This window comes from Psychroserpens sp. (assembly GCF_036960315.1).
GTDB lineage: Bacteria > Bacteroidota > Bacteroidia > Flavobacteriales > Flavobacteriaceae > Psychroserpens.
In genome coordinates this window covers 239,889-260,280 of sequence record NZ_JBALVR010000003.1, presented here as the reverse complement: position 1 = coordinate 260,280, position 20,392 = coordinate 239,889, and the positions used below count along the sequence as shown (strand labels likewise).

Sequence of the window (20,392 nt, the reverse complement as noted above, 5' to 3'; positions counted from 1 at the left end):
ACGTTAATTCAATTTGATATTTATGAACACTAAGCTTACAGAGCAACTTAATATTACTTACCCTATCATTCAAGCACCAATGTTTTTGGTCTCTAATGTGGCTATGGTTACAGAAGCTATGAAAGCTGGAATTGCAGGTTGTATTCCTGCATTAAACTATAGGACTTTAGACGAGTTGCGTACTGCCTTAAGAGCGTTGAAAGCAAATAAAGTTGAAGGTGGTTCGTTTGGGTTTAATTTGATTGTCAACAAATCGAATATCAAATATAAAGGTCAGTTAGAAGTGATATGTGAAGAAGGCTGTGATTTTATTATTACCTCTTTAGGAAGTCCAGAAGAAACTATAAATCAGGCACATGCTGTAGGTATTAAAGTATATTGTGATGTCACCGATTTACATTTCGCCAAAAAAGTTGAAAGTTTAGGAGCAGATGCTGCTATTGCTGTCAATAATGAAGCAGGTGGTCATCGAGGAAATTTATCTCCAGAAGAATTGATAAGACTATTACATGGTAATTTATCTATACCTGTCATTTCTGCAGGAGGCGTAGGTTGTAAAGCTGATATTGAAAAGATGTTGAGTTATGGTGCTGCAGGCGTTTCGGTTGGGAGTCCGTTTATCGCTTCAGTTGAAGCAGGAGTTACCGACGACTACAAACAAGCTTGTGTAGATTTTGGAGAAGAAGATATCATTATGACAGAGCGTATTTCTGGGACACCTTGTACCGTAATTAACACGCCTTATGTTCAGAAAATTGGAACCAAAGCTACATGGATAGAAAATCTGCTTAATAAAAACAAAAAACTTAAAAAGTGGGTTAAAATGGTGCGCTTCTCCATAGGAATGAAAGCCACTGAAAAAGCGGCTAAAAAAGCAACCTATAAAACCGTTTGGGTTGCAGGACCAAGTATTGAGCATACTAAAGAAATTCTTCCTGTAAAAGCTATTGTAGCTAATTTGGTGAATTAGTGAATAATCAATTTTATATCTTAAAACTGTAAAAAATCTGTGGAATTGAATCCGGAAAATGACAATGTAAAAGGTGTATTTGAAGCGATAAATAAAGCCATGTCCCAGATCTAAAAAATTAAAAATCACATCTACATAAGTGTTTGATTCGGAGATTGTTTGTAACAAAAGAGCAAGTTTTACGACGTATAAATAAAACAAGTTTAACTAAAAGAATAAAGTAGTTATGATTTATAAAGGAGCCATAGTATTAGGTGTATTAATAGGAGCAGCTGCTGGCGTATTGTTAGCGCCAGAGAAAGGCAAGATTACAAGAGATAACCTTAAAAAAGAAGGTACGACTATAAAAGATCAGTTATCTAAGGATTTTATAGAAGTAAAAGACGATGTGTCTAAGGCGGCTAAGTCTGGTCAGGAAACACTAAAAAAAGAATTTAAAGACATTGCCTCAAAAACAAGTTATAAAACAGAGCAAGCCATTACGTTTTTAGAAAAACAATTGGCCATTTTAAAAGAAAAAAACAAAACCCTTCAGAAGACAAGTTAATAGGCACCAAAAACTGTAGCCTTAATAGTTGGCCATTCTCCTTTTAAGATGCCATAACAGCATGTACTGCGTCTAAATCCGTCGTTCATAACCGTGTCTTTTCTTAATATTCCTTCAAGCTTAGCTCCTGATTTTTCAATGGCTTTTCTAGATTTTTGATTACGCTCGTCGATTCTGAATTCTACTTTTTCAAACTCTAAAGTTTCAAAAGCATGGTGAAGCATTAAAAACTTCATATGTGTATTAAGTCCGGTACCTTGAAATTCATGACCAATCCATGTCCAACCAATATGAAGGACTTTGTTTTCCCAATTAATTAATCCAAAGCGAGTGCTTCCAGCATACTGTTGTTTGTCTTTATCAAAAATTAAAAATGGTATTGAGGTTTTATCCTCAAAACCTTTCAAAGCTACTTTGACATAAGCTCGTAATTTTTCCGAAGAAGAGATGTTGCTTGGCGAATAGTAGACGAGATCTTTTTCTTGAGCAACCTCAATTAAATGATGGTAGTTTTCAAGAGTTAAAGGAGATAAAAGGATACGCTCGTTTTCTAATATTGACATCTGATGTTTTTAGACTTAATGGTTGTCTAAAATATTCAAAATTATCTTAAGAAAAAACCGATACTTTGTGAATTATCAAATGAAGTGTTTTTTTTGTGAATACCATTCCACCATAAAACTTTGTATTTCAACGAATTAATTCCAAGAGTCAATTAGAATACTCATATATTTATATTGATTCCCTATAGCTGGTTTCTAGAGTCTTAGAAACTAGTAACTAATAATAGCATTTTTATTGAGGTTGATTAATAGCTAATATCAACCCAATCTACGTATAACATATCTATGATGTAATGGTGTAACATTTAAACCAAAACATTATGAAGGTTATTGCTATTAAATCATTTAAAAATTGTTCTAGATTTTTATTAAATTTTGAAGTCAAAAAACAAATATTGTTATTTTTGGCTTTTCTATTTATTGGGGTTTATTCTATAAACGCGCAATGTCCAATTAACTATCAATGTACTAACCATACTGATGGAAATTTAGCGTTTACATTTGAATTTGAGGCGGGTAACTCGGCTGCCGACCAAAATATAGCATGCGATTTTGTTGTTAAACAAGGAGGTGCATTAATTGGTGGCGATGAGGAAGATTGCTCTGGAGGCTTCATTGTAATTGATGGTGTAGTCTATAACTTCGTAGGAGATGATGGCGGATCTAGTCAAACTAATATTGTACTTACTTATTCTTCTGGAATACCTCATGATCCTTCAAATTGTCCTACAGATTACGAGATTGCAGAAGCCATTGGTTGTGGCCAAACTTCAGATAATAATTGTTTGACTATTATTTTTCAAGATGATGAAACTGGTCAAAATTGTACTTCAAGTAATAGCTACTTTTCAATGACCTTAAACGATATAGGTGGATGTGGCCCGTATACTTTACAACAAAGTGGGAATTCGAATTTGGTCTTTAATACAAACAATTATACAACTGGAGAATATTCGACTCAAACAATTAAGGCAGGTATTTATATATTAATATTCACGGATCTTAATGGCAATGACTCGACCTTTATTTATAATCATGTTACGGAAAATGGAACTTGTGTAACCCCTTCTAATTTGTTCATAGACAAGACAATCACTTCGGGAGACCCATATTCTGCTGTTGGAGATATGGTAAATTACCAATATGCAGTAACTTCTGATGTATCTGTTACAAATCCTTTTGTTTCAGATGATAGAATTGGTAACATCAATGCCTATACAGGAGATGATGGAGATAGTGTTCTCGAAGTTGGAGAGACTTGGGTATTTACAGGGTCTTATTCTATAACACAAGACGATATAAATGCAGGTTCTGTAACCAATTTGGCATTTGCCAGAGGAGAGATTTTAATAAGTGGCATACCAAGTGATATTTTTTCTGATGTAGATGATGCTACGGCAATATTATCGCCTTGTGATGATACGACATTTACAGCACCAGAAGACTTATGTTTAGATGCAGGTATCCTAACAAATATTGGTGGTGGAAGTCCAGCAGGCGGTGTGTATTCAGGAGCAGGTGTAACTGATGACGGCAATGGTACGACCTATAGTTTTAATCCAGTTGCAGCAACTGCGGGAACTCACACAATTACCTATAGTTATGTGGATGGTAGCTGTTCAGACTCAGCGACTGAAGACATAATAGTATTTGCCTTACCAACAGCCTTAGCAGGAGCAGATGCTATTATAGATTGTAATAACACAAGTGCATTAATAGGAACGGCATCTCTAGCAGGCTTTACTTATGCATGGACACCAATTTTAGGCTTAGACGATCCGGCAATAGCACAGCCAACAGCCACACCAGCGGTAACTACGATTTATAGTTTGATTATAACAGAAACACTAACTGGTTGTTCAAGTGTAGCGGATGAAGTAACGGTAAGTGTAGATACAGATTTACCAACAGCCTTAGCAGGAGCGGATGCTATTATAGATTGTAATAACACAAGTGCATTAATAGGAACGGCATCAGTATCAGGTTTTACTTATGCATGGACACCAATTTTAGGTTTAGACGATCCGGCAATAGCACAGCCAACAGCCACACCAGCGGTAACAACGATTTATAGTTTGATTATCACAGAAACACTAACTGGTTGTTCAAGTGTAGCAGATGAAGTAACAGTAGATTATTATTCAGTGACACCAGACGATACTGCATTAGGCGAAGTTTGTGTAGGAAATACATTTAACTATGAAGGTGTCGATTATCCAGTAGGAACGTTTGATATTCCAAAAACGGATACAAATGGTTGTCCATATACAACAGTATTAACAGTTTCAGGCGATCAGCCAGAAGAACCACTAACGAAGTGTTTTGAGATAGCAACATTTAATAGTGAAACATGTAAATGGTATATTACAGGCGACCAACCAGAAGAGCCAGTAACTGAGTGTTACGAGACAACAACCTTCAACGGTGACACATGTACTTGGGATGTTACAGGCGACAAGCCAGAAACACCACTAACGAAGTGTTTTGAGATAGCAACATTCAATAGTGAAACATGTGCTTGGGATATCATAGGAGATAAACCAGAAGCACCAGTAACAGAATGTTATGAGACAGCAACGTATAGCGATCAAACGTGTCAATGGGAAGTAACTGGAGATAAACCAGAAACACCACTAACAGAATGTTACGAGACAGCAACCTTCAGCGGTGAAACATGTACTTGGAATATCATAGGAGATAAACCATTAGAACCAGAGGTTAAATGTTTTGAAACGGCAACGTTTAATAATGAAACTTGTGCTTGGGATATTACTGAGTCAGCATTACTTTATGCAGGACAGAATAGTAATTTAACAGTTTGCGAAGGTGTTACACCATCTGAAGCAGAATTATTTAACGCATTAGGAGGTAATCCAGATGAAGGCGGTTTATGGAGTGGTCCAGTAAATGGAGATTATACTTATACAGTAGAATCCACAAACAATTGTCCTAGTGACTCAGCTATTGTAAAAGTCTATGAATATGAAAAAGTTGATGACGTTAATGATGAAGTCTCTATTTGTAAAGAGGGATCATATAACTGGTATATAAATAGTGAAACATATACTATAGAAGACTCTCCGGTTATAATTAACCTTGAAGACGAGAATGGGTGTTCATACTCAGCGACATTGATACTTTACGAAGTGGATGGAGCAAATGCAGGAGAAAATGGCACATTGACAGTTTGTCAAGGTGTTGAGCCATCTGAAGCGGAATTGTTTGACGCATTAGGAGGGAGCCCTACTGAAGGTGGTATATGGAGTGGTCCAGTTGCAGGAGATTATGCCTATACGATTACTTCAACAGAATCATGTCCAGGATCCTCTGCGATTGTTAAGTTTTATGAATATGCAGGAACAGATGATATCGAAGAAGAAGTCGCTATTTGTGAAGGCGGATCATACCTATGGCCTGTCACTGGTTATACTTATACTATTGAAGATTCACCAGTAACAATGAAAATGGCAGATGCTAATGGGTGTAAGTATAGTGCTACCTTAGTTTTAAACGTTATTTCTAGCAGTGGTTTTGACCATTCATCAATAACTTCCTGTGAAAAAGATGGAGTTATTGTCTTATCTGGTGGTACGCCAGAAGGAGGGGTTTATTATGGAGATGGAGTAATAAATAATAACGATGGGACCTACAGTTTAGATCCTTCTTTAATGTCTATTGGTATCCATGGAATATTTTATGTTTATGGGATTGGTACCGAATGTGAGTTAATAATGAAATTTAAAGTCGAAATATATAAATGTAATGTTTCTAATAGAGAGAATTCAATTAAATCTGTAGACTTTAAAGCTTATCCTATACCATATTCTAAAGAGATTAATATCGCTTATGAATTTGATTTTGAAACAGATGTAGCAATTCAGATTATGGATATAAGAGGATTGGTATTAGAAGATATAACAATTAAAGACTACGTTAAAAATTCTGAAATGATCATTCCAATAGATCTATCAGATGCCAATGATCAGATATTGTTTATCAAAGTATCAACCAATAGAGGAAGTGTTGTCAAGAAAATAATTCCTTCAAATAAAAAGAGGTAAAGGTAATTGATTGAATAGCAAACTATTACTTTTGGGAGAAGTAGTCATTTTTTATGGCTACTTCTTTTTTTAGATAAGGGTATTAATTAATTCCATATTGACTTCATGAATACCTTCAAATGAAATCACCTCCAAATCTTTTCCAAATAGGTCATTAGCTTTCTTTTGTTCTTGTATCATACGCTCATCATTGAGGTATTCGTCATTTGTTCCGTAGATGAGTTTAGTTTTACCAGAAAAGTACTCAAAATCTTTTGCCTTTAATTCATTTGGAATACCACCAGAATGTAAAACCAAATGTGAACAATGTAATTGCCGTTTTGCTATATAGCGCATCGCAACACTAACCCCTTGAGAATATCCAAATACAATCAAATTTTTGTTTACTGTTATCTGTTCGTCTTCAAAAATGGCATCAAAATAACGCATCACATTTTCAGTTTCGATTAATGTGTTTTCTCTAGTCAACCAGGTTGCTCCAACATGTTTGAAATTTGAAGAAACATAGTATTTACTTTGAGCTTGAGGTGCTATAATATAATTCTCTTCTGGGTTTAGACCTTTGAAATATTTTAAAAAGTAACGACTTAAATAGCCCATTCCGTGGCATACAAACCAGATATTTTTTGTTTGATCTGTAAGTTTATTTAACGTGGAGTAACTATTACTAATGGTATAAGAAATTTCCTTTTCTGTAGAATTCATTTCGTATTTTTGTTATCGACTTTAAAAATACAGTATTTCTATGCAATTATCTAAAGAAGCTGTTTTGGCACATGCTAATTCAGTCAGCAAAAACACCTTAATGGAAACCTTAAATATTGAGATGATAGACTATGGAGAAGATTTTTTAGTCGCTAGAATGCCAGTCAATTCCAGAGTATATCAACCCGATGGAGTATTACATGGTGGTGCAACTGCAGCTTTAGCAGAGAGTGTTGGGAGTTTTGCATCACACATTTTTATGGATATTGAAAATATGTTTGTTCGCGGACTCGAGATAACAGTCAATCACCTAAAAAGTGTATCAGAAGGTTATGTTTATGCAAAAGCTACCTTTTTGCACAAAGGGAGAACGACACAGATATTAGATATTAGAATCACTGATGATCATGACAATTTGGTATCTATTTGTAGGTTGTCAACCATATCACTTCCTAAGAAGAAATAAGCGATGCTTCAAGAGGATTTTTTTTCACATATTGAATCACATTACAAATTTAAACAACCTTTTGTTGCTTATAGAAAGCCCAATTCCTCTAGTGTAAGAGGCATGCTTCAAAATGATGATAGCATTCACACTGTAGATGATTTTACTGAAAGGGGATTTATATTTTCACCATTTAATTCTGAAGAAAACACCATAATTTTTCCTTCGGAAATTTGTCAAATCATAACCTCGGAACTATCGTTTTCTTCGGAAAAGGAACAAAACGAGACCGCTTTAACAGATTCAGAAACAGATAACAAAAATCATGTTGAATTAGTCCAAAAAGGAATTGATGCGATCAAAAACAGTCAATTAAAAAAAGTAGTATTGTCCAGAGTAGAATCGGTTTCAATTTCAGAAGATAATCCGATACATATTTTTCAGTCTCTACTAAAAAAATATACATCAGCATTTACATACATCTGGTATCATCCTAGTGTTGGTTTATGGTTAGGAGCTACTCCTGAAACATTATTGAATCTTCAAGGACAACGTTTTAAAACAATGTCTTTGGCTGGAACTCAGCCATATCTCGATACAACTGAAGTTGAGTGGGACGCTAAAAATGTAGATGAGCAACAAGTCGTTACAGACTTTATTGAAAAGGAGCTAATACCTTTCACAGAAAGACTTACAGCAACACCTGCTCAAACCATCAAAGCGGGTCAATTATTGCACTTGCAATCTCAAATTTCGGGAGTCTTAAAATCAGAAAAATTGCAAAATGTAATTTCTACATTACATCCAACACCTGCAGTTTGTGGCTTACCTAAAGCAGAAGCAAAAGCATTTATTCTGTCTAATGAAAATTACAATCGTGAATTCTACACAGGCTTTTTAGGTGAACTTAATCTCAAAACATCTACAACACGAAATAGCAATAGACGAAACGTTGAAAATAATGCCTATAAATCTATAAAAACCACAAGTGATCTATATGTGAATTTGCGCTGTATGCAAATAAAAGAGGGTAACGTACTTATTTATGTTGGAGGTGGGATTACTAATGACTCGAATCCACAATTAGAATGGGAGGAGACGGTTAATAAAACGCAGACTATGAAGTCTGTATTATATTAAATTTTTATAGCGATATATAGACCTTTACTTTCCGAATTTATCTGAGGAATTAATACGATACTATCATTTATTTTGAAAGGATTCCATGCAAAGAGATAGTCAAAATGGTAGACGAGTTTTGTGATTCCAATTCCAATTCCTGCTCCAAGAAGAATATCTGAAAGCCAATGTTCATTTTTAGCCATTCTTAAATATGCAGTAGTAGTTGCAAAAAGATATCCACTATAGGCTAGTAAGGGTTTTGTCTATTTAAATTCTTCAAATAGTACAGTTGCTGAAGTAAAGGCGTATGCTGTATGAGCTGAAGGGAAAGCATTTCTATTATAACCACTAGGTCTTGTTTTTTCTATTTCTCGTTTCAGTTTTGTAGTTATTAAATCCGTGAGGAGTAATGAAATTGCCGCATTTTTTGTCTGATCAAACCAATGGCTTCTTGATTCGACACCTGCAATATCTGCGATATACATTTGGGCAAGAGGAGCAAATCGTGTATAATCATCGATAGTCGTATAAAAATTGTTATTTATTCCTTTTCTAAAATCATTTTGAAAATTTACTTCAAAGTTACTATACATGTTTCACGAATTGTATTTTTAACATAGAGCTTTTGATGTTTTAATTTTTTATCTATAATTTTTAAATACTCATCCATATTATTTTTACTAGTATCAATGAAATCGATATTAGAATTATAAGGTTTATATTTTTCCGGCTTAGTAACAGAAAATAAACCAATTTCGCTATTGATACCAATATGACGTCAATAGACGAAATTATAGTATTAATTGATAAATTGCTAGATTCTAAATTTAGTTTAAAGATTTCAACAATTCTCTAACCGCAGCTTCAATTTGCTCATCTTTTCCATTGGTAATATTATCAAAGCCATTTTTAACTTGGATGTCAGGCATAAGTTCTTTGTTTTCTAAAACATCGCCTTCAATATCAAGCACTTGCATGTTTGGTATTCCGAAGACAATACCATTTTGAATGCGTTCCCACCACACAAAACTACAAGTTCCAGGAACTGGCATACCAACAAGTTTTCCGATTTTTAAATCTTTATATCCAACAGGAGTACAGTGTGCATCAGAGTAATTAGATTCTCCTACCAGCATTATACTTGGCTTTGTCCAACGACGCTGAGATTCCATACCAACTACTTTTCCACCATTTTGGAATTCCATATATTTTTCCCCACTTAAGAAGGTCGTGATGTCATCTACCAAATCACCACCTCCATTAAATCGAGTATCAACGACCAATGCTTTTTTATGGACTTCTTCTCCCATGACTTCTTCTAAAAACTCTCTAAAGCTACGGTCACTCATATTTCGAATATGCATATAACCAATTTGATTGTTAGATAGTTTGTGAACCATGTCTCGGTTTTTCTTAATCCAACGTTGGTATCGCAATTCATTTTCTGCTCTTAATGAAATTGGCTTCACACGTTCTTTCCATCTCGTTTTAGTTGATAGATCATAATATGAGATGGTAATGGCATCACCAGCTTTTCTATTAAGAAAGGTGTAGTAGTTACTATTTTGAGTAAGGGCTTCACCATCTATAGCTTCGATAATAACGCCTGCTTTTACTTTTTTGCCGCTATTAATTAACGGACTACCTTCTATAACTTCTGAAATTTTAAGTCCATTACCTTTATATGTTTCATCAATAAAAATTCCTAATGAAGCCGTTTGATCTCCTTTAATATTTGCCGCTCTAAAACGAGCTCCAGTGTGAGAGGCATTTAGTTCTCCTAATAACTCTCCTAGAATATCTTTAAAATCAAAATCATTATTAAGATGCGGTACAAACTTTTTGTAGTTTGCCGATAATTCATCCCAAGGAGCTCCATGTAAATTAGGATCTAAGAATTTTTTCTTGACTTGTCGAGAGACGTGATCCATTAAATACAAACGCTCTGCGGATAAATTAAATGACATTTCATCTTTAATGCCGACTGGTTTTTTCTTTCCAGAAGCTACTTCAATTTTTGAAATTTTTCCGCGACTTAAAATAAATACCTCTTTGGCATCTTTTCCAAAAACCATTCCACCTCCACGGCCAAATTTCCCAAGAGATTTGATTTCGCGTGTTCGTAAATCTAGTTTCCATAAATCGGCAAGATTGCCAGCGCGACCTAAGTATAATAAAGACTTCGAGTCTTTTGTGATTAAAGCTGTCGATAAGTTTGTAGAGAATAACGTGAGTTTTTCTTTGCGCTTTTGTAAGTTGTCAAATTCAATGGTTATAGGTTTTAATTTTGGTTTCTCATCCTTTTTCTTGTCGTCTTTCTTTTTGTCCTCGTCCTTATCCTCATCTTTTTTGCCTTCCTCTTTTTTGTCATCTGAAATGAAAGCAAATTCATCTTTATTCAGTTTGAATTTATCATGGGCTTTTTGAGTTAAAAACACACCATAAACATCCAATTGTGATGGGCCAGTTTTCGCGACACTATGCATACCGTTTCTATCAGATTCCCAATATAAAATGCTACCATCTAAAGACCATTTTGGAGCAAAATCACTAAACCCACTTTTTGAGATATTGATTAAATTCCCAGTTCCGTCGGCTTTTAAAATCCCAATTTCGCCAAACCAATATTGATCTGGATAAAAGGTAATAGCGAGCCATTTCCCGTCAGGACTAAATTCAAAATCTTGATCCCCATCGGCATAAGAGAAATGTTTTTCACCATTATGAATGGCTGTTACTTTTTTAGATTTTAGATTAATGGTTCTTAGCTTTGTACGCTCTTCCAAGTAAGCAATTTCTTCTCCTGTTGGAGAAAATTTTGGTTGGAAGGTTTCAGTAGCATTAGCTAGTAATGCGTCTTCTTTTAGCTCAATAGCATTTATAAAATACTTCTCATCTTTGTTAGTAATCGTTTGTGTGTACAAATTCCAACTGTTATTACGCTCCCCGGCATATACAATAGTTCTTCCATCAGGACTAATACCAATGCTACGTTCTTGTTCAGGTGTTTCGGTTAAGCGCCTGGTTAAACTGCCATCTACTGATGTGACAAAGACATCACCTCTATGAATAAAAATGAGTTCTTTTCCGTTAGGAGAAGGTACCATGTCTGTTACATTTCCGTTGACAAACAATAACTCATTGTCCATTATCGATTGGTCTCCGTCAATATTAATAGTTACTTTATTAGGTTGTTCTCCTGTTTTTTGTGTGTAAATGTTTCCATTGAAACTATAAGTTAACACATCATTATTTGATACTGAAAGATGTCTTACAGGATGCATTTTGAAGTCTGAAACTTGAGTGGATTGACTAGGATTAGAAAAACTAGATTGGTACACGTTAAACGTACCTGATTTTTCAGATAAATAATAAAATGAATCTCCCGAACCAAACACTGGATTACGGTTTTCGCCTTTAAAATTTGAAAGTTTTGTATACTGTCCAGATTCACTTTTTATCCAAACATCCCTCGTAACAGAGGATGTGTGATGCTTACGCCATTGATCTTCATAACCTTTTATTTCCTCAAAAATCACATCGCCTTTGCTATTGTTTCTAGCTTCATAAGCTGGGAAACTTAATAATTGCTTTGGTGTTGTTGCATTGAGATTAACGCTATATAATTCACCGAGTTGGTGGAATAGTAATGAGTTCTGATTATCTAATCGAATACTGTTAAACCAAACCGCATCATTTTTTTGTGAGAAATCGGTTGGCATGTCATTGGCAGAGTGAAACGTTAATCGTTTTACGTTTGCTCCAGTTGATGACATCACAAATACATCAAAGTTACCATGTCTACTAGAGGCAAAAGCAATTTTATTTCCATCATGAGACCAAACAGGTTTGGTGTCGTAAGCACTATTAGTGGTTAATCGTATAGCTTTTCCACCATTAATAGAAGTTACATAGATATCAGCATTGTAGGTGAATGCAATCTGATTTCCACTAGGGGAAATTGCAGTATGGCGTAACCATAGATTTTCGTTATGTTGAGCAAAACTGATGTTTAGAAATAAAAATGAACAAAGAAGACAAAAGATGGTTTTAATTTTCATGATTTTGAATGAATTAATAAAGTGAAAGTTAGTAAATTAATTGTTTCAAATCTTCCTTTTTTTTAAGATGGAATTTAGATAACTTTGTTCTTAGATGATACACCCTAAAATTCCGCTTGCACAAACTGTAATTCAGCTGTGTAAACTAAAAAACATAAAGCATATCGTCATTTCTCCAGGAAGTAGAAATGCACCATTAACCATAGGTTTTACAAATGACGCTTTTTTTAATTGCTACAGTATTGTAGACGAACGTTGTGCTGCTTTTTTTGCTTTGGGTATCGCTCAACAAACGGGCGAACCAACTGTGGTTATTTGTACGTCTGGTAGTGCATTGCTTAATTACTATCCGGCAGTAGCAGAGGCATTTTATAGTGATATTCCTTTAGTAGTGTTATCCGCAGATCGACCTAAACATTTAATAGGTATTGGTGACGGACAAACCATCAATCAAAAAGCGGTCTATGAAAATCATGTGTTGTATTCCGCAAATCTGAAATTAGATTTAAAGGATGAAAACCGATTGTCTGATAAAGAAGAACTCCCAATTTTTAAGAGTTTAGAAAATAAATTAGAACGTTTGTTGGGTTTACAGCAAGATATTCAGTCTTATAATGAAATGGAACTGAATAAAGTACTTAATCTCACACGATTTAAAAAAGGACCTGTTCACGTTAATATACCTTTTGATGAGCCACTTTATGAAACTGTTACCGAATTAAATGTTCATCCAAAAGCTAGTGATATTGATTTTACGCTTCCGAAAATTGATCAAACCGAATTAAAGGATTGTATTGACGAATGGTTTGTCGCAACAAAAAAAATGATATTAGTTGGTGTATTACCGCCAAATCAGATAGAGCAGCAGTGGTTAGAAGAATTGGCAGACGACGACAGCGTTATTGTATTTACCGAAACGACTTCCAATTTACATCACACCAATTTTTTTCCTAGTATAGATAAAATCATTGCTCCTCTTGAAGAAGAAGATTTCAAAGCTTTACAACCTGATATCTTAATTACCATTGGAGGTTTAATCGTTTCAAAAAAAATAAAATCGTTTTTACGACACTACAAACCGAAACACCATTGGCATATTGATGAGAAAAGTGCTAACGATACCTTTTTCTGTTTAAATAAGCATATTGTAGCTAAACCAAATGCGTTCTTAGCCGAGTTTCTACCAAAAATCACGCATGTTACAAAAAGTAATTACTTTGATTCCTGGACGCTCGTAAAAAAACAGCGTCGCAAGAAACATTTAGACTATGTGAAACAGATACCGTTTAGTGATTTTAAAGCGTTTAGTGTACTGCTAAAATCGATTCCTAGCAGAACCATTTTGCAATTAGGAAACAGTTCTACAGTACGATATACCCAGCTTTTTAATTTGAATTCATCTTTCGAAGTCTTTTGTAATCGGGGCACAAGTGGCATAGATGGTAGTACATCTACAGCTATTGGTTGTGCTGTAGCTAATACAAAGCAAACGACCTTTATTACTGGAGATTTAAGTTTTTTTTATGATAGTAATGCGTTGTGGAATACTTATATTCCTAAGAATTTCAGAATCATAGTCATTAACAATCAGGGTGGAGGGATTTTCCGTATTCTTCCTGGTCATAAAAATACAGAGAACTTTGATTATTTCTTTGAGACTAAACATAATTTAACTGCAAAACACTTGTGTGATATGTTTCACATAGACTATATAACAGCTCATAATGAAGAAGAGTTGGAAGACTCCTTAGAATCATTTTACAATACATCGAAACAACCAAAACTATTAGAAGTGTTTACGCCAAGAACCGAAAATGATGAGATTCTCTTAAATTATTTCAAGTTTATCAAATAGATAAATGTGACTAATGTCATTTTTACGTGTCTAATTATTGGCTATATTTATAGACCAAATAATTTATTAACCCTAAAATATAATAGAAATGAGCAAAAGAGACGATTTGATAGTAAAGTATGCTGCAGATTTAAAAGACAAATGTGGTGTAAATCCAGATATGGATTTATTAACTAAAGTAACTATTGGTTGCGGCCCATCAATTTACAATGCAGATTCGGCTACAGTATCAGGATCTGATGATTCAGAATTAAACACTGTAAAGCAAAATTTCTTAATCAAAAAGTTAGGATTAAAAGATAGTGCAGATTTAGACAAGGGTATCGATGCTGTTATGGAAACCTACGGGAAGTCTAACAGAAACAAATATAGAGCTGTTGTATATTATTTATTGACAAAACACTTCAAAAAAGAGTCAACTTATTAATCTGACATTTTTGGAAATAGTTAAAGCGTTATGATTCCATAGAATTGTAATGCTTTTTTTTATGACTAAAAATGTATTTGGGTTGTTGTATACATAACATCATAAATCTAAGATGTCTAATATCTAAAGTCTAAAAGTGAAGCGGTCTAAACATCTTTTTTACATATCTTTGGCGCATGATAAGAATTGGAGACTACAACACATTAGAAATACTTCGTGAAACAGATCAAGGTTTATACTTAGCAGATAAAGAAGGCAATGAAATTTTGCTGCCAAACCGCTATGTTCCAGAATCTTTTAAGATTTGGGAGGAGATAGAAGTTTTTGTCTACTTAGATAACGAAGAACGTCCAGTTGCTGTAACAGATGAACCGTTTATCGTTCGTGATGATTTTGCGTTATTGCGTTGTAATCAAGTGACGGATCATGGTGCCTTTTTAGATTGGGGACTCGTTAAAGAATTGTTTTGCCCTTTCAAAGAACAAGCGTTCAAAATGAAAGCTGGTGGCTGGTATTTGGTGCATTGTTATCTCGATGAAGTAACCAATAGATTGGTGGCATCAAGTAAGACTAACCGATTCTTAGACAATAAAGAGTTGACCGTTCAGCAATTTGATGAAGTGGATTTAATTGTGTCTCATCCTTCAGAATTAGGAATGAATGTGATCGTGAATTATGAACATTTAGGACTTATTTTTTCCGAAGATATTTTTAAAGATGTTAGTATTGGAGATCGATTAAAAGGTTTTGTCAAAAAAGTTCGTGACGATAATAAATTAGATATCGTTTTAGGTAAAATAGGCTATAGAAATATAGAACCTAATGCTGAGATTATTATGCAGCATCTAGAAGATACAAATGATGGCTTTTTACATTTGAATGATAAATCGAATCCTGAAGATATCAAGCGAGAGCTCCAAATGAGTAAAAAGAACTTCAAAAAAGCTATAGGGACTTTGTACAAACAAAAGTTGATAACAATAAAAGAAGATGGTATTTATTTGAATTAACCTAAAGTCGCGGTTGCTTCTAAATTTTTTTCAACCCAGTTTAAGGCTTCATCTAAATCACTAAAATTTCGTCTATTAAAATTGAAGAAATGATTTTCCATTTCAAAGATTTTACTAGCAAAAGAAGAGTACGTTATTGTAGCGTAGGCTTTTAGATTTTTGAATGCCTCGTTGAATAGCGGTGCATCCGTAATTATAATAGAGTATGAATGTATTCTGTTGGCAATAAAGCCAAAATCACTATTACCATATTGCTTTTCAATGGCGACTTTGACTTCATTGAAATTATCAAAACCAATGTTTACACCTTCATTGAATTCGGCCAATAGAAAATGTTCAAAGAAGTATAATTTTCCTAATGATATGGTTTCTTGACGGATGAGTTTGTCATAGTAGGAATAATCAACAATCGACATAGTATCTATTTTATTAAATGGGAGCGTAAAGATATTATGCTTACATAGTATATTCAAAATAAATTTTGAATTAAACGTATTATTATTCATTCTCTATTCTTCCTGTCAAAAACCTACAAACAATGTATTTTTTTAAGAAAAATGCAGAGAAGAAACGTCAGATGTCAACTTGTTTGAAAGTATTGGAATACCCGTTATCATTAATGCTTTATGGTGAAATGGTATAACGACATGCATTTAATTGAGTGATACACTCAGCTTATTTATGATAACTTTAAACGGTATCTAAAAAATTAATCGAAATTAAAGCGATGAGGAATAACCTAGTTTAAAACCAATTTTGTTTTAATAGCATTTGGAAGCGCATCTTTATGAATCATGATAGATATTGTTTTTAATCTAAAGTATGCTTCACTCATGTAGATGTAGCCATCATTTCTAAGTCCGTTTTTACCCCAAGAATTTTTTACTTTGTAGTAAGTCGTTCCCTTTTGGTCTTTAAGCATACCTGTGATATGCATTAAATGGTCGTCGGTCGTATTAAAATTTTCAAACTCTTGTTGTCTGTAGTCTGCTGTAATGTCTTTCTCAGGACTCACATTTAATAATGCATTTGCATTATCAGTAGCAGGAACTATTGCTAGCCCATGTTTAGATGAAAACGTTTTTTCACTCACATCACAATCCAATTCAATAGTATAACCACTTTTTAAAGCGTGGTTTGCAACAGTCACCATGTCATCTAAAGTCACGTTGTAAAAATCACCATTTGAAAAATTATCAGGAATATTTAAAACAAAATTCGTGTAGAAAGGCTCATGTGTAAATGACGTAATGGTGATATAATCCTTAGGATTTAGTTTCGTCATTTTTAAAAATGATTGTGGTGTATAGCGCTCGCCTTCAAACATAAAACTTTTTACATCATCCCCTAAATAGTAGTCTAGTGTTTGTTCTATATCGTTTTTCCAATCAGAAGCATAAGTTTTACTATCATCCAAATAGGCTTTAAGAATCGTCTTTAAGGAGTCGGCCATTTTAGAATGATTGTGTCTTTTTTCACCTTCTTTTAAACCAGAATACACATCATTTGGTACGACACCATATTCAGAAACACTGTTTATAACATCATGTCCTAATCCACCTTGACTAAATTGTATTTTCCCTTGACGCATGACATAATTCCATGCTTTTTTAGAATAAGTATGCCTAACAGTATACATTTCAGATAAATCGATTTGCTTACCTGTAAGTCGCATGACTTCACTTTCTAGAAAAGAAGATGCCGAAAAACTCCAACATGTTCCAGTACTACCTTGACTAATGACATCTGTAGCTTCTAAATCAATTGTGGTTTCAAACTCATATGTTTGAGAAAAACTAAAAAAACTTGTAAAAACTAAAACGAAGAGTAAACTATTATTTTTCATGGTAATTCAGTTGGTTTCTGTAAAATGATTTATTTTTGACTAAAATACTAAAAATGAATAAAGCAAATTGGGTTACTGCTAAAGAATATGAAGACATTACCTATAAAAAATGTAATGGCGTAGCGCGTATAGCGTTTAATCGTCCAAATATTAGAAACGCATTTCGCCCAAAAACCACTAAAGAACTTTACGATGCCTTTTATGATGCAGGCGAGGATGTGAACATTGGGGTCGTGTTATTAGCTGCCGAAGGTCCATCAACCAAAGATGGTATTTGGAGTTTCTGTTCAGGAGGCGATCAAAAAGCTAGAGGACATCAAGGTTATGTTGGAGAAGATGGTTATCATCGTTTAAATATTTTAGAAGTCCAGCGTCTTATACGTTTTATGCCAAAAGCTGTGATTGCTGTGGTTCCTGGTTGGGCTGTAGGAGGAGGACATAGCCTTCATGTGGTTTGCGATTTAACTTTAGCGAGTAAAGAACATGCGATTTTTAAACAAACTGATGCCGATGTGACGAGTTTTGATGGTGGATATGGTTCGGCGTATTTGGCGAAGATGGTCGGACAGAAAAAAGCGCGTGAGATATTTTTCCTCGGAAGAAATTACTCAGCACAAGAAGCTTATGACATGGGAATGGTAAATGCTGTTATTCCTCATGACGAATTAGAAGATACAGCCTACGAATGGGCTCAAGAAATATTAGCAAAATCACCAACGTCTATTAAGATGTTGAAATTCGCAATGAATCTCACCGACGATGGCATGGTTGGTCAGCAAGTATTTGCAGGTGAAGCGACGCGTTTGGCTTATATGACAGACGAAGCCAAAGAAGGTCGTGATGCGTTTTTAGAAAAGCGCAAGCCTAACTTCGATAAAAAGTGGATTCCTTAAAATCTAAAGTACATTTATGTTTAAAAAAATAAAGCCTTGGGTATCAGCTTTTAGATTGCGTACGTTACCACTTTCGGTATCAGGTATCATCATTGGGTCCTGTTTTGCACATTACAACGGCAAATTTGATGGCATAATTATGACCTTTGCAATTCTATTAACTATCGCTTTACAAGTTCTCTCTAACCTTGCAAATGATTATGGCGATGGTATTCGAGGAACTGATAATGACGATAGAATAGGGCCTGAGCGTGCTATTCAAAGTGGGGCGATTACACCTGAGGAAATGTTTGAAGGAATTAAAATGAATATCCTAGTCGTTATCATTTTAACAGTAGGTCTGGTTTTTGTGTCCTTCGGAAGTAAATATTTTCTCTATGCCATGATATTCTTTCTGTTGTCTGGACTTTCAGTTTATGCAGCGATCAACTATACTATTGGAAGTTCGCCTTATGGATACAAAGGTTTAGGTGATGTGTTTGTTTTTATTTTCTTCGGATTAATAAGTGTGGTGGGAAGTTATTTTTTATACACAAAACAAGTAGATCATCATGTGTGGTTACCAGCAATTTCTCTAGGTTTTTTGAGTATGGGTGTATTAAACCTCAATAATATGCGAGATATTGATTCGGATAAAGCTGCAAGAAAATATACACTGGCTGTTAAATTAGGGAAAGACAAATCAAAAGCTTATCATATCATATTGATAGTTTTGGCTATTGCAATATCTTGTATATTCTCCATATTATACTACTCAAATCCCTGGAATTTCCTGTTTTACATTGCTTATATTCCTTTGATAATGCATATCAATGCCGTGAGAAAAGCAAAGTACTCTAAAGACTTCGACCCGCAACTAAAAGTGTTAGCATTGACGGCATTTCTGTTTTCTGTCCTGTTAGGTGTAGGATATATTTTATAATAATTTTAACATAAAAGTTTGGAAACCAAATAATTAATACGTATATTAGGTATTGAAATTTTGTAGGTCGGCATTTATTTGCTAATATGTTGGCAATAAAATTTGGGGCTTTAAAACTCAGACAATTTCTTGAAATCTGTCTGAGTTTTTTTGTACTTTGGGTTCTGTATTAATTTTCACCAAACAATCCACCAATGCAAATCACATTTTACGGTCATGCGAGCTTAGAAATTAAAATCTCAGACATTACTATTCTAGTAGATCCTTTCATCTCAGGAAACCCCAAAGCCTCACATATTGACATTAACACATTAGAGGCAGATTATATTTTAATTACACATGCGCATCAAGATCATATTCTTGATGTTGAGGCTATTGCTAAGCGTACAGGAGCAGTCATTGTATCCAACTTTGAAATTGCCACGCATTTCGATAAACTAGGCTTAGAAAACCACCCAATGAATCATGGTGGTCAATGGGATTTTGAATTTGGAAGCGTAAAATATGTGAATGCGATACATACCTCGTCGTTTCCAGATGGAAGTTATGGTGGACAACCAGGAGGTTTTGTAATAGAAGGTGAACATAAAAACATCTACATCGCTGGTGATACCGCTTTGACTATGGATATGAAATTGATTCCACTATTCACAAAATTGGATTTAGCCATTTTACCAATAGGCGATAATTTCACCATGGGAATTGATGAAGCGATACATGCAAGCGATTTTGTGGAATGCGATAAAGTTCTCGGTTACCACTTTGATACCTTTGGATATATCGAAATCGACCATGAAGCCGCCAAACGAAAATTCTTTGATAAGAATAAGGATTTGATGTTACTAGAGATTGGTGAGAGTATTGAGTTGTAATATCTACCGCACCTTACTTCGCATCACCAACTTATGGATTAATCGAGATGATAAACGGTTGACATACATGCCAAATTTTTCAAACTTGCCAAT

Annotated in this window: 17 protein-coding genes and 1 pseudogene; 11 read left to right on the top strand and 7 right to left on the bottom strand. The window is 34.4% G+C overall.

The genetic code is table 11. The features are described 5' to 3' along the window. Positions 1-22 precede the first annotated feature (22 nt). Positions 23-970, top strand: a complete 948-nt coding sequence (locus tag V7719_RS07020; protein WP_335729174.1) for an NAD(P)H-dependent flavin oxidoreductase — start codon at positions 23-25, stop codon at positions 968-970. Positions 971-1,196: 226 nt separating this feature from the next. Then, entirely contained in the window at positions 1,197-1,517 is a 321-nt protein-coding gene (locus tag V7719_RS07015; RefSeq protein WP_335729173.1) for a YtxH domain-containing protein, read from the top strand. Here the strand turns inward: V7719_RS07015 and V7719_RS07010 are convergent. Continuing rightward, positions 1,514-2,080, bottom strand: coding sequence for a GNAT family N-acetyltransferase (locus V7719_RS07010; protein WP_335729172.1), 567 nt, complete (start codon positions 2,078-2,080; stop codon positions 1,514-1,516). The two genes, V7719_RS07015 and V7719_RS07010, sit on opposite strands and share 4 nt — an antisense overlap. Positions 2,081-2,400: 320 nt before the next feature. Here V7719_RS07010 and V7719_RS07005 point away from each other — a divergent pair, with 320 nt between their 5' ends. Next, positions 2,401-6,141 carry a DUF7507 domain-containing protein gene (locus V7719_RS07005; protein ID WP_335729171.1) on the top strand — a complete coding sequence of 1,247 codons (3,741 nt, stop codon included), beginning with the start codon at positions 2,401-2,403 and terminating at the stop codon, positions 6,139-6,141. A gap of 69 nt (positions 6,142-6,210) precedes the next feature. Here V7719_RS07005 and V7719_RS07000 read toward each other — a convergent pair whose 3' ends face one another. Then, on the bottom strand, positions 6,211-6,846 hold the full coding sequence (locus V7719_RS07000) for an alpha/beta hydrolase (protein WP_335729170.1): 636 nt from the start codon (positions 6,844-6,846) through the stop codon (positions 6,211-6,213). Positions 6,847-6,886: 40 nt separating this feature from the next. On the opposite strand from V7719_RS07000, the gene V7719_RS06995 reads away from it, so the two are divergent. Both V7719_RS06995 and V7719_RS06990 read left to right on the top strand, forming a co-directional pair. Next, the gene (locus V7719_RS06995) at positions 6,887-7,312 is read left to right on the top strand and encodes a PaaI family thioesterase (RefSeq protein ID WP_335729169.1); all 426 of its coding nucleotides are present in this window, start codon (positions 6,887-6,889) and stop codon (positions 7,310-7,312) included. 3 nt (positions 7,313-7,315) lie between these two features. Further along, complete coding sequence (locus V7719_RS06990; RefSeq protein WP_335729168.1) at positions 7,316-8,431, top strand: chorismate-binding protein; 1,116 nt, start codon at positions 7,316-7,318, stop codon at positions 8,429-8,431. Here the strand turns inward: V7719_RS06990 and V7719_RS06985 are convergent. From V7719_RS06985 to V7719_RS06975, 3 genes and pseudogenes are all read right to left on the bottom strand, one after another. Further along, a pseudogene (locus V7719_RS06985) lies at positions 8,428-8,655 on the bottom strand (phosphatase PAP2 family protein); the annotation flags it as partial. The gene V7719_RS06990 and the pseudogene V7719_RS06985 overlap by 4 nt on opposite strands. Before the next feature lie 21 nt (positions 8,656-8,676). Further along, complete coding sequence (locus V7719_RS06980; RefSeq protein WP_335729167.1) at positions 8,677-9,006, bottom strand: hypothetical protein; 330 nt, start codon at positions 9,004-9,006, stop codon at positions 8,677-8,679. Between the two features lie 234 nt (positions 9,007-9,240). Then, complete coding sequence (locus V7719_RS06975) at positions 9,241-12,474, bottom strand: S41 family peptidase (protein WP_335729166.1); 3,234 nt, start codon at positions 12,472-12,474, stop codon at positions 9,241-9,243. Between the two features lie 94 nt (positions 12,475-12,568). Between V7719_RS06975 and menD the strand changes: the two genes are divergently transcribed. The 3 genes from menD to V7719_RS06960 all read left to right on the top strand — a co-directional run bounded on the left by menD (position 12,569) and on the right by V7719_RS06960 (position 15,766). After that, a complete protein-coding gene (gene menD, locus V7719_RS06970) occupies positions 12,569-14,329 on the top strand; it encodes a 2-succinyl-5-enolpyruvyl-6-hydroxy-3-cyclohexene-1-carboxylic-acid synthase (RefSeq protein WP_335729165.1) in 1,761 nt (586 codons plus the stop codon). An 88-nt stretch (positions 14,330-14,417) separates the two neighbouring features. Continuing rightward, positions 14,418-14,756 (top strand): DUF2853 family protein, encoded by a 339-nt coding sequence (locus tag V7719_RS06965; protein WP_335729164.1) that lies wholly within the window; start codon positions 14,418-14,420, stop codon positions 14,754-14,756. 176 nt (positions 14,757-14,932) lie between these two features. After that, the gene (locus V7719_RS06960; protein WP_335729163.1) at positions 14,933-15,766 is read left to right on the top strand and encodes a CvfB family protein; all 834 of its coding nucleotides are present in this window, start codon (positions 14,933-14,935) and stop codon (positions 15,764-15,766) included. Here the strand turns inward: V7719_RS06960 and V7719_RS06955 are convergent. Together V7719_RS06955 and V7719_RS06950 are read right to left on the bottom strand one after the other, a co-directional pair. Next, on the bottom strand, positions 15,763-16,182 hold the full coding sequence (locus tag V7719_RS06955) for a hypothetical protein (RefSeq protein ID WP_335729162.1): 420 nt from the start codon (positions 16,180-16,182) through the stop codon (positions 15,763-15,765). The genes V7719_RS06960 and V7719_RS06955 overlap by 4 nt on opposite strands. Positions 16,183-16,505: 323 nt before the next feature. Then, positions 16,506-17,612: a C1 family peptidase gene (locus tag V7719_RS06950; protein WP_335729161.1), complete on the bottom strand. Its 1,107-nt coding sequence runs from the start codon at positions 17,610-17,612 to the stop codon at positions 16,506-16,508. Between the two features lie 53 nt (positions 17,613-17,665). Here V7719_RS06950 and V7719_RS06945 point away from each other — a divergent pair, with 53 nt between their 5' ends. The 3 genes from V7719_RS06945 (at position 17,666) to V7719_RS06935 (ending at position 20,299) form a co-directional block, all read left to right on the top strand. Further along, positions 17,666-18,505, top strand: coding sequence for a 1,4-dihydroxy-2-naphthoyl-CoA synthase (locus tag V7719_RS06945; RefSeq protein ID WP_335729160.1), 840 nt, complete (start codon positions 17,666-17,668; stop codon positions 18,503-18,505). 16 nt (positions 18,506-18,521) lie between these two features. Continuing rightward, positions 18,522-19,427: a 1,4-dihydroxy-2-naphthoate octaprenyltransferase gene (gene menA, locus V7719_RS06940; RefSeq protein ID WP_335729159.1), complete on the top strand. Its 906-nt coding sequence runs from the start codon at positions 18,522-18,524 to the stop codon at positions 19,425-19,427. 194 nt (positions 19,428-19,621) lie between these two features. Beyond that, entirely contained in the window at positions 19,622-20,299 is a 678-nt protein-coding gene (locus V7719_RS06935) for a metal-dependent hydrolase (protein ID WP_335729158.1), read from the top strand. Positions 20,300-20,392: the final 93 nt, after the last annotated feature.

Coding starts and splice junctions, on each gene's coding strand:
- V7719_RS06975 (WP_335729166.1), bottom strand. CDS start 12,474: ATGAAAATTAAAACCATCTTTTGTCTTCTTTGTTCATTTTTATTTCTA.
- V7719_RS06960 (WP_335729163.1), top strand. CDS start 14,933: ATGATAAGAATTGGAGACTACAACACATTAGAAATACTTCGTGAAACA.
- V7719_RS06980 (WP_335729167.1), bottom strand. CDS start 9,006: ATGTATAGTAACTTTGAAGTAAATTTTCAAAATGATTTTAGAAAAGGA.
- V7719_RS06990 (WP_335729168.1), top strand. CDS start 7,316: ATGCTTCAAGAGGATTTTTTTTCACATATTGAATCACATTACAAATTT.
- menD (WP_335729165.1), top strand. CDS start 12,569: ATGATACACCCTAAAATTCCGCTTGCACAAACTGTAATTCAGCTGTGT.
- V7719_RS06945 (WP_335729160.1), top strand. CDS start 17,666: ATGAATAAAGCAAATTGGGTTACTGCTAAAGAATATGAAGACATTACC.
- V7719_RS06955 (WP_335729162.1), bottom strand. CDS start 16,182: ATGTCGATTGTTGATTATTCCTACTATGACAAACTCATCCGTCAAGAA.
- menA (WP_335729159.1), top strand. CDS start 18,522: ATGTTTAAAAAAATAAAGCCTTGGGTATCAGCTTTTAGATTGCGTACG.
- V7719_RS06950 (WP_335729161.1), bottom strand. CDS start 17,612: ATGAAAAATAATAGTTTACTCTTCGTTTTAGTTTTTACAAGTTTTTTT.
- V7719_RS07005 (WP_335729171.1), top strand. CDS start 2,401: ATGAAGGTTATTGCTATTAAATCATTTAAAAATTGTTCTAGATTTTTA.
- V7719_RS07000 (WP_335729170.1), bottom strand. CDS start 6,846: ATGAATTCTACAGAAAAGGAAATTTCTTATACCATTAGTAATAGTTAC.
- V7719_RS06965 (WP_335729164.1), top strand. CDS start 14,418: ATGAGCAAAAGAGACGATTTGATAGTAAAGTATGCTGCAGATTTAAAA.
- V7719_RS07015 (WP_335729173.1), top strand. CDS start 1,197: ATGATTTATAAAGGAGCCATAGTATTAGGTGTATTAATAGGAGCAGCT.
- V7719_RS06935 (WP_335729158.1), top strand. CDS start 19,622: ATGCAAATCACATTTTACGGTCATGCGAGCTTAGAAATTAAAATCTCA.
- V7719_RS07010 (WP_335729172.1), bottom strand. CDS start 2,080: ATGTCAATATTAGAAAACGAGCGTATCCTTTTATCTCCTTTAACTCTT.
- V7719_RS07020 (WP_335729174.1), top strand. CDS start 23: ATGAACACTAAGCTTACAGAGCAACTTAATATTACTTACCCTATCATT.
- V7719_RS06995 (WP_335729169.1), top strand. CDS start 6,887: ATGCAATTATCTAAAGAAGCTGTTTTGGCACATGCTAATTCAGTCAGC.